This window comes from Catellatospora sp. IY07-71 (assembly GCF_018326265.1).
Classification (GTDB): domain Bacteria; phylum Actinomycetota; class Actinomycetes; order Mycobacteriales; family Micromonosporaceae; genus Catellatospora.
Map to the genome: position 1 here is coordinate 982,030 of NZ_AP023360.1, position 12,849 is coordinate 994,878.

The 12,849-nt window shown below is 73.0% G+C and carries 13 protein-coding genes and 1 pseudogene; 5 read left to right on the top strand and 9 right to left on the bottom strand.

The window, feature by feature from the left end:
- Positions 1-7: 7 nt before the first annotated feature.
- Positions 8-1,297 carry a D-inositol-3-phosphate glycosyltransferase gene (gene mshA, locus CS0771_RS04490; protein WP_244870597.1) on the bottom strand — a complete coding sequence of 430 codons (1,290 nt, stop codon included), beginning with the start codon at positions 1,295-1,297 and terminating at the stop codon, positions 8-10.
- A gap of 100 nt (positions 1,298-1,397) precedes the next feature.
- On the opposite strand from mshA, the gene CS0771_RS04495 reads away from it, so the two are divergent.
- The 3 genes from CS0771_RS04495 (at position 1,398) to CS0771_RS04505 (ending at position 3,196) form a co-directional block, all read left to right on the top strand.
- Complete coding sequence (locus CS0771_RS04495; protein WP_212839900.1) at positions 1,398-2,144, top strand: SDR family NAD(P)-dependent oxidoreductase; 747 nt, start codon at positions 1,398-1,400, stop codon at positions 2,142-2,144.
- Positions 2,145-2,224: 80 nt separating this feature from the next.
- Positions 2,225-3,004: a class I SAM-dependent methyltransferase gene (locus CS0771_RS04500; protein WP_212839901.1), complete on the top strand. Its 780-nt coding sequence runs from the start codon at positions 2,225-2,227 to the stop codon at positions 3,002-3,004.
- A 33-nt stretch (positions 3,005-3,037) separates the two neighbouring features.
- The gene (locus CS0771_RS04505) at positions 3,038-3,196 is read left to right on the top strand and encodes a hypothetical protein (protein ID WP_212839902.1); all 159 of its coding nucleotides are present in this window, start codon (positions 3,038-3,040) and stop codon (positions 3,194-3,196) included.
- A gap of 151 nt (positions 3,197-3,347) precedes the next feature.
- Here the strand turns inward: CS0771_RS04505 and CS0771_RS04510 are convergent, their stop codons facing one another.
- Positions 3,348-4,400 (bottom strand): UDP-N-acetylmuramate dehydrogenase, encoded by a 1,053-nt coding sequence (locus CS0771_RS04510; RefSeq protein WP_212839903.1) that lies wholly within the window; start codon positions 4,398-4,400, stop codon positions 3,348-3,350.
- A 67-nt stretch (positions 4,401-4,467) separates the two neighbouring features.
- Between CS0771_RS04510 and CS0771_RS04515 the strand changes: the two genes are divergently transcribed.
- Both CS0771_RS04515 and CS0771_RS04520 read left to right on the top strand, forming a co-directional pair.
- Positions 4,468-5,226, top strand: coding sequence for a maleylpyruvate isomerase family mycothiol-dependent enzyme (locus CS0771_RS04515; protein ID WP_212839904.1), 759 nt, complete (start codon positions 4,468-4,470; stop codon positions 5,224-5,226).
- 12 nt (positions 5,227-5,238) lie between these two features.
- Positions 5,239-6,237: a LacI family DNA-binding transcriptional regulator gene (locus CS0771_RS04520; RefSeq protein WP_212839905.1), complete on the top strand. Its 999-nt coding sequence runs from the start codon at positions 5,239-5,241 to the stop codon at positions 6,235-6,237.
- 140 nt (positions 6,238-6,377) lie between these two features.
- On the opposite strand, the gene CS0771_RS04525 is transcribed toward CS0771_RS04520, so the two are convergent.
- From CS0771_RS04525 to CS0771_RS04555, 7 genes and pseudogenes are all read right to left on the bottom strand, one after another.
- Positions 6,378-8,504, bottom strand: coding sequence for an endonuclease/exonuclease/phosphatase family protein (locus CS0771_RS04525; protein ID WP_212839906.1), 2,127 nt, complete (start codon positions 8,502-8,504; stop codon positions 6,378-6,380).
- An 11-nt stretch (positions 8,505-8,515) separates the two neighbouring features.
- A complete protein-coding gene (locus CS0771_RS04530) occupies positions 8,516-9,277 on the bottom strand; it encodes an EI24 domain-containing protein (RefSeq protein WP_244870598.1) in 762 nt (253 codons plus the stop codon).
- 23 nt (positions 9,278-9,300) lie between these two features.
- On the bottom strand, positions 9,301-10,191 hold the full coding sequence (locus CS0771_RS04535; RefSeq protein WP_212845611.1) for an alpha/beta fold hydrolase: 891 nt from the start codon (positions 10,189-10,191) through the stop codon (positions 9,301-9,303).
- Between the two features lie 7 nt (positions 10,192-10,198).
- A complete protein-coding gene (locus CS0771_RS04540) occupies positions 10,199-10,486 on the bottom strand; it encodes a DUF2516 family protein (RefSeq protein WP_212839907.1) in 288 nt (95 codons plus the stop codon).
- 105 nt (positions 10,487-10,591) lie between these two features.
- Positions 10,592-11,080 carry a hypothetical protein gene (locus CS0771_RS04545; RefSeq protein ID WP_212839908.1) on the bottom strand — a complete coding sequence of 163 codons (489 nt, stop codon included), beginning with the start codon at positions 11,078-11,080 and terminating at the stop codon, positions 10,592-10,594.
- Between the two features lie 44 nt (positions 11,081-11,124).
- Positions 11,125-11,535 (bottom strand): annotated as a pseudogene (locus CS0771_RS04550) (helix-turn-helix domain-containing protein); the annotation flags it as partial.
- 359 nt (positions 11,536-11,894) lie between these two features.
- Complete coding sequence (locus CS0771_RS04555; protein WP_212839909.1) at positions 11,895-12,842, bottom strand: asparaginase; 948 nt, start codon at positions 12,840-12,842, stop codon at positions 11,895-11,897.
- Positions 12,843-12,849 lie beyond the last annotated feature (7 nt).

Consider the following 12,849-nt stretch of genomic DNA (forward strand, 5'->3'; position numbering starts at 1 on the left):
CGCGGGTTCACCACCGGGCGCAGCCGGCCAGCTCCAGCTGCCGGCGGGACCGGTGCTCGGTCATCGCCTCACCATAGACGCCGAGCAACCGGGCGGTCGTGTGGTCCCAGGAGAAGTCGTACGCGTGCGCCACCGCGCCCGCCGCCAGCTCGGCGCGGCGGCCGGGCTCGGCGAGCAGCCGGTCCAGCACCCGCGCCCAGTCGGCCGGGGCGTGCCCGTCCACGAGCACCCCGCTGACCTCGTCGCGGACCGCGGTGACCAGGCCGCCGACCGCGGCGGCCACCACCGGCGTGCCGCAGGCCTGGGCCTCCAGCGCGACCAGCCCGAACGACTCGTTGTGCGAGGGCACGGCGACCAGGTCGGCGGCCCGGTACACGTCGGCCAGCCGGTCCCCGGCCTGCGGCGGCAGGAAGCGCACCCGGTCGCGTACGCCGAGCGCCGCGGCCAGCTCGATGAGCGAGGTGGGGCGGTCCAGCCCGGAGCCGCTCGGCCCGCCCACGATCAGCGCGATCGCGTCGGGGTCGGACAGCTCGGCCAGCGCCCGGACGAGCACGTCGGGGGCCTTCAGCGGCTGGATGCGGCCGACGAAAGCGATGATCTTGGCGCGTGGCGGCAGGCCGAGCCGGGCGCGGGCGGCCGCCCGGTCGGCGGGCCGGAAGCGGTCCAGGTCGACGCCGGGGGCGACCACGGCCACCCGGTCCAGCGGCGCGCCGTACAGGTCGATCAGCTCGCGGGCCTCGGTCGGCGTGTTCGCGATGAGCCGGTCGGACTGCTCGACGACCTGCTCCTCGCCCACCACGCGGCCCATCGGCTCGGCCCGGTCGCCGACGGCCAGCCGCCCGTTCTTGACCTTGGCGAGGGTGTGCGCGGTGTGCACCAGCGGCACCCCCCAGCGGTCCTTGGCCAGCCAGCCGACCTGGCCGGAGAGCCAGTAGTGGGACGCCAGCAGGTCGTAGAAGCCCGGCGGGCGGGACGCCTCGACGCCGAGCACCCCGTGCGTGAACGCGCACAGCTGGGCGGGCAGATCCTCCTTGGCCAGGCCCTCGAACGGCCCCGCGCTGATGTGCCGGACGAGCACCCCGGGCGCCAGCTCGGCCCGCGGGGGCAGGTCCCGGCCCGTGGTCCGGGTGAAGATCTCGATCTCCACGCCCGCCTTGGCCAGGCGTTTGGACACCTCGACGATGTACACGTTCATGCCGCCCGCGTCCCCCGTGCCCGGCTGGTGCAGCGGGGACGTGTGCACGGAGAGCGTGGCGATACGCCGGGGCAGCTCGCGGGGGAGGGTACGAGAGCTCACAGGTCGATCAACAGCCGGAAGGCCGGGACTCTTCCCGAGCGGGGCGTGACGAGCGTCGCAGCCCACGTTCCGGGACGTCACGGCGCTTAGGATGCAGCTCATGTCTGACCAGAAGATCGCGGTCGTCTCCGGCGCGTCCAGCGGCATCGGCGCCGCCACCGCCCGGCACCTGGCCGCCGCCGGTTACCACGTGCACGCGCTGGCCCGCCGCACGGACCGGGTCGAGGCGCTCGCCAAGGAGATCAACGGCACTGCCGTGACCTGCGACGTCACCGACGACTACGCCGTCGCGCAGTACGCGGCCACCGTCGACCGGGTCGATCTGCTGGTGAACAACGCGGGCGGCGCGATCGGCGCGGACCCGGTCGCCAGCGCGAGCGTCGCCGACTGGCAGGCCATGTACGACGTCAACGTGCTGGGCACCCTCCGCCTCACCAAGGCCCTGCTGCCCGCCCTGATCGCCTCCGGCGCGGGCACCGTGGTCACGGTCAGCTCCACCGCCGGCCTGATCGTCTACGAGGGCGGCGGCGGCTACGCCGCGGCCAAGCACGCCCAGACCGCCCTGGTCGAGACCCTCCGCCTCGAACTCTGCGGCGACCCCGTCCGCGTCGTCGAGATCGACCCCGGCATGGTCAAGACCGACGAGTTCGCCCTCAACCGCTTCGCCGGCGACCCCACCCGCGCCGCCGCCGTCTACGCCGGCGTCGAGCACCCCCTCACCGCCGACGACATCGCCTCCTGCATCACCTGGTGCGCCACCCTCCCCCACCACGTCAACATCGACCGCCTCGTCGTCCGCCCGTTGGCCCAAGCCGCCCAACACAAGGTCCACCGGGTCCTCCCCTAGTGCGTTGATCATGAACTTATGGACGTGCTCGACGGCGTGTCCCCACCCTGGCGCCGTGATCAACTCCGGAAGGTAGGCACGTGAAGCCGCAGGGGGAGATCACCAGGGGGACCACGAATCCGAACCGGCTGCGGCGGGTGGATCGGTGGATCGCGTGGTGGTGCGGGGGTGCGCTGGCCGAGGCGGCGGATCCGCTGGTGGTGGATCTGGGGTACGGGGCCACGCCGATCACTGCGGTGGAGCTGCGCGCGCGGCTGGCGCGGGTACGCCCGGACGTCAGGGTGACCGGGTTGGAGATCGATCCGGCGCGGGTCGCGGCGGCGCAGGTCGCGGCGGATCCGCCGGGGCTGACGTTCGCGCGGGGCGGGTTTGAGCTGGCCGGGCTGCGGCCGGTGGTGGTCCGGGCGTTCAACGTGCTGCGGCAGTACGACGAGAGCGCCGTGGCCGCCGCGTGGACCACGATGACGGCACATCTGGCGCCGGGCGGCTGGCTGGTCGAGGGCACCTGTGACGAGCTGGGCCGTCTCGGCAGCTGGGCTGCGCTGCCGACGGGCGCGGACACGCCGGTCTCGCTGACGCTGGCGGCGAAGCTGGCCACCCTGGAGTCCCCGGCCACGTTCGCCGAGCGGCTGCCCAAGGCGCTGATCCACCGCAACGTGCCGGGCGAGCCGGTGTACGACCTGCTGCACGCCCTGGACGAAGCCTGGCGGCACGCCGCGCCGCTGGCCGTGTTCGGGCCGCGGCAGCGGTGGCTGGAGGCGGTGTCGCGGCTGCGCGCGGCGGGCCGGCCGGTGCTGGACGGTCCCGCCCGCTGGCGGCTGGGTGAGGTGACCGTGCCCTGGCCGGGCACCGCCACCTGATCCCTGCCGGTGCCGCCGGTCGTTACGTCCGATATGAACCTGAATGCAGAGTTCTTTGCGCTGTCGGCGTACGGCGGCCAGCTCAGCGCCCTGCGCCTGGGGCCGATGGTGCTGCTCGGCATCGCCCTGCTGCTGCTGGGCGTGGGCCTGCTGGTGCTGGCCGTCGTGCTGGTCCGGCGGTCGGCCGAGTGAACCGCACCGACCTCGTGCGCCTGCTGCTGCTCTTCACCGTCTGCGGCGGCCTCGGCTGGCTCGCGGGCGGCCTGCGCCGCCACCGCTGATCGCGGCACGGTTAAGAAGATGCCCTTCCTCTACGGAAAACGATAAGAAGGTGCCCTTCCTTTCAGAGCTCGCAGTTGACGAGGACGGGTTCGGGGCGGAGGGTGACGCCGAAGTGGTCGTGCACGCCGTCGCGGATCTCCTCGGCCAGGGCGAGCAGGTCGTGCGTGGTGCCGCCGCCGGGGTGGGTGAGGGCGAGGGTGTGCTTCGAGGAGATCGCCACGGGACCGCGCGTGTAGCCCTTGGTGAAGCCGGCCCGCTCGATCAGCCAGGCGGCGCTGACCTTCATGACGCCGTCCGCGCCGGGCCAGGCCGGCGGGTCGGTGTCGGTGCGGCGGCGCAGTTCGGTGTACGCCGCGGCGCTGAGCACCGGATTCGTGAAGAACGAGCCGACCGAGCGGGTGTCGGGGTCGGTCGGGTCGAGCACCATGCCCTTGCCCCGGCGCAGCCCGAGCACCGCCTCGCGGGCGTCGGCCAGCGGCACCCGCCCGCCCTCGGCCACGCCGAGCGCGCGGGCCAGCTCCGCGTACGCCACCGGGCCGGACTTGCCGTCGCGGCGCAGCCGGAACACCACGTCGAGCACCACCCAGCGGTCGGTGTACTTGAAGACGCTGTGCCGGTACTCGAACCGGCACTCCTCCGGGGTGAACGTGCGCACCTCGCCCTCGGTGCGGTCGTACACCGTCACCGACTCGACGACCTGCGACACGTCCTGCCCGTACGCGCCCACGTTCTGGATCGGCGTGGCGCCGCAGGTGCCCGGGATGCCGGACATGCACTCGACGCCGGAGAAGCCCTCGGCGACCGTACGCAGGACGAAGTCGTCCCACGGGTGCCCCGCGGCGGCGCGCACCGACACGTCGTCGCCGTCCTCGGCGATCACGTCGAAGCCGGAGGAGCGGATGAGCAGCACGGTGCCCGGGAACCCGGCGTCGCCGACGACGACGTTGCTGCCCCCGGACAGCAGCAGCAGCGGCTCGCCGGTGCGGGTCGCGTCCTGTACGCAGGCCGTGATCTCGTCCGCGGACCCGGCGGTGACCAGCCGTCCGGCCGGGCCACCCAGCCCTAGGGTGGTCAGGTCGGCGAGTGCGGGGCGGGCGAGGCTATTGTCAGACACGTCACCACACTAGTGCCGCCACAGTTCCCGAACGACCAGGTGGGGAAGACCCGATGAGGACGAGGCCATGAGAGCGCACGGCACCAAGGAACTATGGCTCGACGCGCTGCGCGCCGACGCGGCCGCCTTCCGCGCCGTCGCCGGCGAGGCCGATCTGACGGCGGTCGTGCCCACCTGTCCGGACTGGACCGTGCTCAACCTGGTCCACCATCTCGGCGGGGTGTACCGCTGGGTCCGCGGCCACGCCAGCCGCGGCGTCACCAGCGCGCCCGACCCGGGGTCCCGGCGGCACGACTACCCGGGCGCCGAGGAGACCCTCGACTGGTTCGACGAGGAGGCCAAGGGCCTGATCGAGCTGCTCGACGCGCTCGACCCGAACATGCCCGCCTGGAACTGGGCGCCGCAGGCCAAGATCGCTTTGTTCTGGCACCGCCGGATGGCGCACGAGACCGCCGTGCACCGCTGGGACATCCAGATGTCGCAGGGCATGGCCGAGCCGCTGAACGACCACCTCGCCGCCGACGGGGTGACCGAGGTGCTGGACAGCTGGCTGCCCGCGGGCCGCCGCAAGGGCCCCACCGACCGGTACGGCGTCGTACACCTGACCGCGCCGGAGGAGGGCCAGGAGTGGTTCATCCGGCTGCGCGGCGAGGGCATCGCGCTGCTCGACACGGACACCCTGCTCGACGCCGACGGCCCGGACACCCGGGTGCACGCGTCCGGCCAGGCCAGTGACCTGATGCTCGCGCTGTGGGGCCGGATCGGCTTCGACTCGCTCGAGGTGAGCGGCGACGAGTCGCTGCTGGCCTCGCTGCGTACGGGCTGAGCGGGGGCCGCGATGCCCCGACCGACACTGGAACAGGTCGCGCAGCGGGCGGGCGTGTCCCGGGCCACCGTCTCGCGCGTGGTCAACGACTCCCCCACGGTCGCCGAGTCGATCCGCGCCGCCGTGCGCCGCGCCATCGACGAGCTGGGGTACGTGCCCAACCAGGCCGCGCGCAGCCTGGTCACCCAGCGCACCGACTCGTTCGCGCTGATCCTGCCGGAGAGCCCGTCCCGGGTGTTCTCCGACGACCAGTTCTTCCCCGGCATCATCCGGGGCGTCAGCCAGGAGCTGGACTCCGCGGACAAGCAGCTGGTGCTGATGGTGGCCGGCTCGCAGGCCAGCCACGACCGGATCGAGCGCTACGCGCTGGCCCGGCACATCGACGGCGTGCTGATCGCCTCCATGCACGGCGCCGACCCGCTGCCCGGCACGCTGGCCCGGATGGGCATCCCCGTGCTCTGCGGCGGCCGCCCGCTCAGCCAGGTACGCGTGCCGTACGTCGAGGTCGACAACGTCACCGGGGCGCGCACGGCCGTACGCCACCTGCTGGAGACCGGCCGCAGCCGGATCGCCACCATCGCCGGCCCGCAGGACATGGTGGCCGGCATCGACCGGCTCACCGGCTACCGGGAGGAGCTGCGCGGCTCGGACCGGCGCTCCATCGTCGCGGTCGGCGACTTCACCCGCGACTCGGGCGCGGTCGCCATGCGCCAGCTCCTGGAGGACGACCCCGACCTCGACGCCGTCTTCGTCGCCTCCGACCTGATGGCCCACGGCGCCCTCCAGGCCCTTCAGGCCGCCGGCCGCCGCGTCCCCGACGACGTGGCCGTGATCGGCTTCGACGACATCGCCCTGGCCCGCTACACCGAGCCGCCGCTGAGCACCGTCCGCCAGCCCATCGTCGGCCAGGGCCGCGAGATGGCCCGCCAGCTGCTGCGCCTGGCCGCCGGCGAGGACATCGCCGACAGCGTCATCCTCCCCACCGAACTCGTCATCCGCGGCACCACCTAAGCAAGGGCACCCCCACCGCGCGACATTCCCCGGCGGCCGTCCGCGACGGCCCAGCGCAGTTTCGGGGAAAGTGCGGGTATTGCGCTCCGCTTTCATGCACTTTCCCCGAAACTGTGGCCCGAGCTGACGGCCCGGCTCGGTCAGGGGGCGGGTAGGGCGAGGGTGGCGAGGACCGGGAAGTGATCGCTGGCGGTCACCTGGTCGACGACCCGGAAGTCGGTGAAGGCGACCGACGGCGAGCCGAACACCCAGTCCACCCGGTTGGTGGGCCGGTCGGTGGGCGAGGTCCAGGCGTCGCCGTGACCGGTCACGTCCTGCGCCGAGGTCCAGCCCGCGCCGGTGAACGAGCGCGTCTCCGGCCAGGTCGGCCAGAAGTTGAAGTCGCCCGCGACCACCGTCGGCCGGGCCGGGTCGGTCTGGGCGAGCAGCGTGTCGATCTGTGCCAGGCGGGTGGGCGTGTTCGGCTTGCGGTGCGTCAGGTGCGCGGTGACCACGTCCAGGGATCTCCCGAAGGCCAGGTGGACCGTCGCCTTCAGGTAGGAGCGGTGCATCGGCCCCTGACCGTAGGGCAGCAGGCCCGTGCGTACGTCGCTGACCGGCAGCCGGGTCAGCAGCAGGTTACCGAACTGCCCGTCGGCCGCGGGCGACCACCAGAACGGCATACGCAGCTCACGGGACAGGTACTCGGCCACGTCCACCCCGCCGCCGATGGCCCAGCCGCGGCTGACCTCCTGCAGCACCACCACGTCCGGATCCAGGATCCGGATGACCTTGGCGATCCGGTGCGGATCCGCCTGGCCGGTCGCGTCATCCCGGCCATACTTGACGTTCCAGCTCAGCACGGTGACACCGGTCGGGCTCGTGGTCACCGTCCCGTCGTCGGGCCGGGTCAGGTGCATCAGCAGCGGTACGGCCAGCGCCAGCGCGACGGCCCCGGCGACCGGAGCCGGGCGGGCCGCCAGCCGGCGCAGGTCCACGCGCCAGCCGCCGGGATGATCCGGACGGCGGCCCATCCCGGCGAGCCCGACGAGCACGGCGAGCGCGATCAGCAGCCACCTGTTGTCGAAGGGCAGCGGCATGTCGTAGTGCACCTGGAACAGCAGCACGGGCAGGACCCAGACCAGCCCGTACGCCCATACCCCCCGATCGCCCGGCGAGGCCAGCGCCCGCGCGACCGCCACCGCCGCGGAGAGCTGGGCGAGCACGAGGCCGAGCAGCACCACCGGCCCGCTGCCCCACCAGGCCAGGGCGAGGCCGCCGGCCAGCCCGGCCAGCGCCGCCGAGCCCGCGATCCAGTGATCCGGCTCCGGGACCGCGTTCGTGCCCCCGGCCAGCGTCAGCCGGCGCACCAGCTCGACCGCGACCACGAGGGTGCCGATCAGCACGATCAGGCACAGCTGCAACGCGACGCCCGACTGCGACGCGGCGAAGGCCGGGTTGCCCAGCGTCGTCATCCACAGCGCGAGGTATCCGCCCAGCGCCCAGACGCGGCCGCCGGCCGTGCCGGCCGGAGCGGGCCGAGCTGCCGAGACGCGCACCGCGAGCACGAGGGCCACGACCGCGGCGATCGTGCTGAAGGGCCGGATCCATGCCATTCCGCCTGCCCAGATCCCTCCTCCCCAGAGCGGATCCCAGGTCACCGTGGCCGACCGTACGGCGAGGTCGAGTGCTCCCCCGGCCAGCAGGCCCACCGCGGCGGTCACCGGACCGCCCGCCTGCCGCACCGCGAAAGCCAGGGTGACCAGGCCGGCCACGGCGCCCGCGGCGGTCAGCGCCAGGTTGTGCCCGAACAGGTTCCCCGCGATCCACAGCGCCCCGGTGACGCACACGCCCGGCACGAGGTGCGACGGCAGCGCGGCGGCCCGGCGGCGGAGCCACACCAGCAGCAGCCCCGGCAGGGCGAAGATCGCCAGCGCGATCAGCGCCGCGTTCACGATGCCGACCGGCCCGGCCACCTGGTCGAGCAGCGGCCCGCTCGCCCGCAGCAGCTGCACCGTCAGCGCGAACAGCAGCGCGACCAGCATGATCGCATGCCAGCCGACCAGCTGCGGCGGCGAGGAACGGCCGGCCCGGGGCGACGTGCTGTCCGCCGGGGCGGCCACCGACGCGGGCTCACCGCCGGCCGGGGCAGGCGTGGCGGCCTGACCACCGGCCGGGGCAGGCGTGGCGGCCTGACCACCGGCCGGGGCAGGAGCGGACGCCTGATCATCCTTAGGGGCGGGCGTGGTCTGGCCGCCCGTGGGTGCGGGCGAGGGGTGGGTCGACACGTGGGGCTACCTCATTTGATCGGCAGGTCGAGGGAACGGCGCGCCAGCAGGGTGCCGCCCGCGACCGCGGCCGGCATGATCAGGACCGCGCCGAGCGGGATCAGGAAGCAGCAGAACACCGCGACGCCGAACCCCAGCGCCAGCGGCCGGTGCTTGCGCAACGCCACCCGCCGATCGGGCAGCCGCAGGCCGCGCCGGTTGAACGCGACCGCGACGAGTTCCAGCGACAGGAACCAGCCGCCCACGAAAGCGCCGATCACCGGGATCACCGTCTGCCCGACCACCGGAATGAAGCCGCCCGCGAACAGCGGGATCGCGATCATCGCCGACACCAGCAGCAGCCGCAGCGCGTCGAAGACGCTGCGCCGCAGCTCCTTGTACCAGGGCAGGTCGACGGCGTCGGGCACGCCGCCGAAGTCCTCCTCGACGGCCTCGCCGATCGCCTCGTAGAACGGGTCGCCGATGAGCAGCGTCACGGCCGTGTACGACACCACGGCAAGCAGCCCGCTCGCGCCGACGATCGCGACACCGGCGAGCAGCCGCGCCGAGGAGCGCAGGTCCTCGGACCAGTCGTCGGCGAACCACGTCGCCGCCGCCGACACGTCGTCGAGGAAGTAGAACAGCGCCCAGAACAGGCCGATGAAGAGCAGCAGGCTGAGCACCGCCGGGATGAGCCCGAGCATGATCAGCTTGGGGCTGCGCACGTAGCGGCGGACGCCCCGCCCGAGCAGCCGTACGCCGAGGAAGAACTCTGAGATCGCGTGACCTGCCACGACCCGGCAGCCTAGCCGCCCGGTCAACCGTTCAAGAAGGCCGAGATCCGTTCCCGCAGGTCGGCGCGCTCGTGCCAGAGCACGGCGGGGCGGTTGTAGATGTGCAGCCGCACGTCCGGCAGCACCGCGGCGAGCTGCTCGGCTACCGAGGACGGGTGCAGGTCGTCGCCGATGCAGCCGATGACCAGCACCTGCGCGCTGACGTCGCGCAGCAGGCCGACGTCGGGCACCGGCACCTGGTCGGGCAGGGTCAGCAGGCCGCTGCTCAGGCCGGTGTTCATCAGCGTGTTGAGGCGCTGGCGCACGTACGCCCAGCCGGACGCGCCGTTGCGGGCCGACGGCGGGATCTCCTCGACCACGGCGTTGGCCACGGTCGGCAGGTCACCGCTGTTGATCGCCTCCAGCAGGTTGACCAGCCGCCGCCGGGCCGCCTCGGGCCGCGGCCGGTCCAGCACCGCGGGCAGGAACATGACGACCTTCTCGAACCGGTCGGGCGTCTCGGCCAGCAGCCGGCACAGCGCCCCGGCGCCCAGGCTGACCCCGAGCGCCCGGGTCGCCCCGGTCATGTCGGAGATGGCGCGCAGGTCACGGGCCAGGTCGCCGTAGTCCCACGCACCGCGCGGGGAGCTGGACTCGCCGTGCCCCCGAAACTGGAAGAACACCCGCTTGCCCGCCACCGCGCTGCCCAGCGGGCGGGTCTCCGCGATGCCGTGGCCCAGGCCGTGCGCGAACACGGTCACCGGCGTGCCGACACCCGTGATGAGCCGCTCCAGCTGTACGCCGTGCGCGGTGTCCACGATCTCCGTGGGCAGCGCGGGCGGCGCGGGGCGGCCGGTGTTGGGGGCGGAGTTGCGCGGCTTGCCGAGGCGTCGGGGGAAACCGTCCGGCGGGGGCGGCCAGCGCAGGTCGTTGATCACGAGGTCACCAGTGTCCCTCGGCGACCTCGCGCAGGCCGCGGCGCACGTCGAGCAGGTAGTAGGCGGCCAGGCCACCGCCGGCCATCGCGATGAACTCGCTGTACCACCTGGCGAGCCAGACGAACAGCATCGCGACGAGCAGCACGATGAGCCAGCCGGCCTTCGGCATGGTGCCGATCGCCGGGAACGCGTCCTTGCGGCGCAGCAGGCAGTCCACGAACGCCCACAGCAGCAGCGCGATGAACCCGTACCAGAAGACGAGCTGGATCACGTAGACGATCTCGAAGACCATGGGAGACAGCTTAGAACCTCACGACCCCGGCATCCCAGCGCTGACGATGCCGGATACGTTCGTCGCGGCGTACCGACCTCGATCGGCACGCCGCGACGGGACGGATCACTTGGCCGCGCGCGGCGGCTTCTTCGCGGCGGGCTTGGCCGCCGGCGGCACGACGTCCGCCTTGGCCTCGGCCGTCGGCGCCGCGGCCGGCTCGGCCTGCGGGGCGGCGGGCTCGGTGCCGGCCTGCTGCTCGGTGAACGCCTGCTCGCCCCGGGCGACGAGCGAGTCGTAGAACTTCGACGCCTTCTCGGCGGCCGTCTGCGTGCCGGACACGATCGAGTCGCGGATGCCCGCGGCGTCGACCTTCGCGGTCAGCTCGGCGGCCTTGCTGGTGGCGAAGGCGCCGTACTCGTTGGCCTTGGCCTTCCACTGCGGCACGTCGGTCGCGGTGGCCTGGTCGGCCAGCTCCGACGCCTTCACCCGCAGCTTGTCGGCCAGCTCGGGCAGCTTGCGCAGCTGCTCGTACGCCAGGTCGCCGACGCCCGCGGCGGCGTAGAACGCGCTCGGGTACGTGCGGCTGTCGGTCTTGCTCGACGTCTGGGTCATGGTCACTGTTCCTCCTGTGCCTGCTTGCGCACGGCCTTCTTGGCCGCCTTCTTCACCGCGGGCTTCGTCGCCTCGGTCTCGGCCGGCGCGGCCGCGTCGGCTTCGGCTGCCGCCTCGGCGCGTGCGTTCTCGCGAACGAACGTTTCGTAGATCTGCGTGAGGGACTGTTTCTGCGCGACCGTCAGCAGCGGGTCGGCCGCGATCGCGGTCGGCACGCCCTGGTGGTCGTCAGAGCCGAGCAGCCCGGCCTTGAGGTACATGGCCGGGGTGGAGACCCGCAGCGCCGCGGCCAGCTGGGCCAGCACCTCGGCGGACGGCTTGCGCAGCCCGCGCTCGATCTGGCTGAGGTACGGGTTGCTGATGTTGGCCTGCTCGGCCAGCTGCCGCAGGGAGATGCGGGCGTTCTCCCGCAGGTCCTTGATGAAGGCGCCGATATCGGGACTCTGCACGCTCATCAAGTTACCCACGACTGCTAACAGTTGCAAGCATAGTGCTAACAATCAGCTAGCGATCCGCGCCACGCCGCAATTCACCCCTTAGCGCTGCATCCCGCCACAACTCACCGCCCCCGCGCGACGGTTGCCACCGGGATCGGCGGCGAAGATCGCCGTCTCGTGTCAGAACCTGCGGTGCAAGCCCACATTCCGACACGAAACAGCGATCTAGCTCGGCACAACGATATTGATCATGAAGTTAAGGCCGCGACACGCCGCCGAACACGCACTTAAGTTCATGATCGACGCAGCGCAGCGCAGCGCAGCGCAGCGGGCGGGGCGGGGCCGGGCGGGGCCGGGCGGGGCCGGGCGGGGGTGGGTTACCAGAGGGGGTGGAGGGCGCCTACCTTGCGGCCGCCGCCGAGGAGGGTGGGGTGGGCGAGGGTGGGGGCGTCCACCTCGACGCCGAGGCGGCGCAGGGCGGTGATCATGATGGGGCCGCGGGCTCGGGCGGCGCCGTCGTCGATCTTCACGGCGACCGCGCCCCTGCCGGGGACGGCGGCGGCCCACACGCCCTCGGCGCCGACCTTGCTGACCAGGCCGGGGACGGCGCGCATGAGCTGGGCGTCCTCCCGGTTGGTGCCGCTGACGAGTTCGGGGTACGCGCGCATGGCGTCGGCGACCGAGCGCTCCAGCGAGCCGGGCACCCCCTCGGCGATGCGGCGGAACGCGGTGGCCAGGCCGGTGAGCGACATGGCGAGCACCGGCGCGCCGCAGCCGTCGACGCCCATCGCCGCGGCCGACTCCCCCGCGAACTCCTCGATGGTCTCGTTGAGGCGCTGCTGGAGCGGGTGGTCGGGCTGGAAGTAGTCCTCGACGGCCCAGCCGGCGGCGCGGCAGGTGAGCAGCATGCCGGAGTGCTTGCCGGAGCAGTTCATGTAGACGCGCAGCGGGGTGCCGCCGGTGGCGATCTTCGCGTTGTCGTCGAGTGGCAGGTCGGGCGGGCAGCGCAGGGCGGCCTCGCTGAGCCCTCCGCTGCGCAGCAGCGCGCGTACCCGGGAGATGTGGAAGTCCTCGCCCCAGTGGCTGGCGGTGACCAGGGCCAGGTCGGCGGGGTCGGCCAGGCGCAGCCCGGCGCGCAGCATGCCGATGGCCTGCATGGGCTTGTTGGAGGAGCGGGGGAAGATCGGCCCGGTGACGTCACCCGCCGACGCGACGGGAGCGCCCGCCGCGTCCAGGACGATCACCGAGCCGCGGTGACCGCCCTCGACGAACCCGCTGCGTTCCACCTCGACGAGCGGCACGCCGCCCTCGTAAACCTTGCCCATGGTAAGG

Excerpts from the sequence above, each read along its gene's own strand:
- CS0771_RS04545 (WP_212839908.1), bottom strand. The coding sequence starts at position 11,080 with ATGACCCAGACGTCGAGCAAGACCGACAGCCGCACGTACCCGAGCGCG.
- CS0771_RS04505 (WP_212839902.1), top strand. The coding sequence starts at position 3,038 with ATGAACCTGAATGCAGAGTTCTTTGCGCTGTCGGCGTACGGCGGCCAG.
- CS0771_RS04555 (WP_212839909.1), bottom strand. The coding sequence starts at position 12,842 with ATGGGCAAGGTTTACGAGGGCGGCGTGCCGCTCGTCGAGGTGGAACGC.
- CS0771_RS04540 (WP_212839907.1), bottom strand. The coding sequence starts at position 10,486 with ATGGTCTTCGAGATCGTCTACGTGATCCAGCTCGTCTTCTGGTACGGG.
- CS0771_RS04515 (WP_212839904.1), top strand. The coding sequence starts at position 4,468 with ATGAGAGCGCACGGCACCAAGGAACTATGGCTCGACGCGCTGCGCGCC.
- CS0771_RS04495 (WP_212839900.1), top strand. The coding sequence starts at position 1,398 with ATGTCTGACCAGAAGATCGCGGTCGTCTCCGGCGCGTCCAGCGGCATC.
- CS0771_RS04520 (WP_212839905.1), top strand. The coding sequence starts at position 5,239 with ATGCCCCGACCGACACTGGAACAGGTCGCGCAGCGGGCGGGCGTGTCC.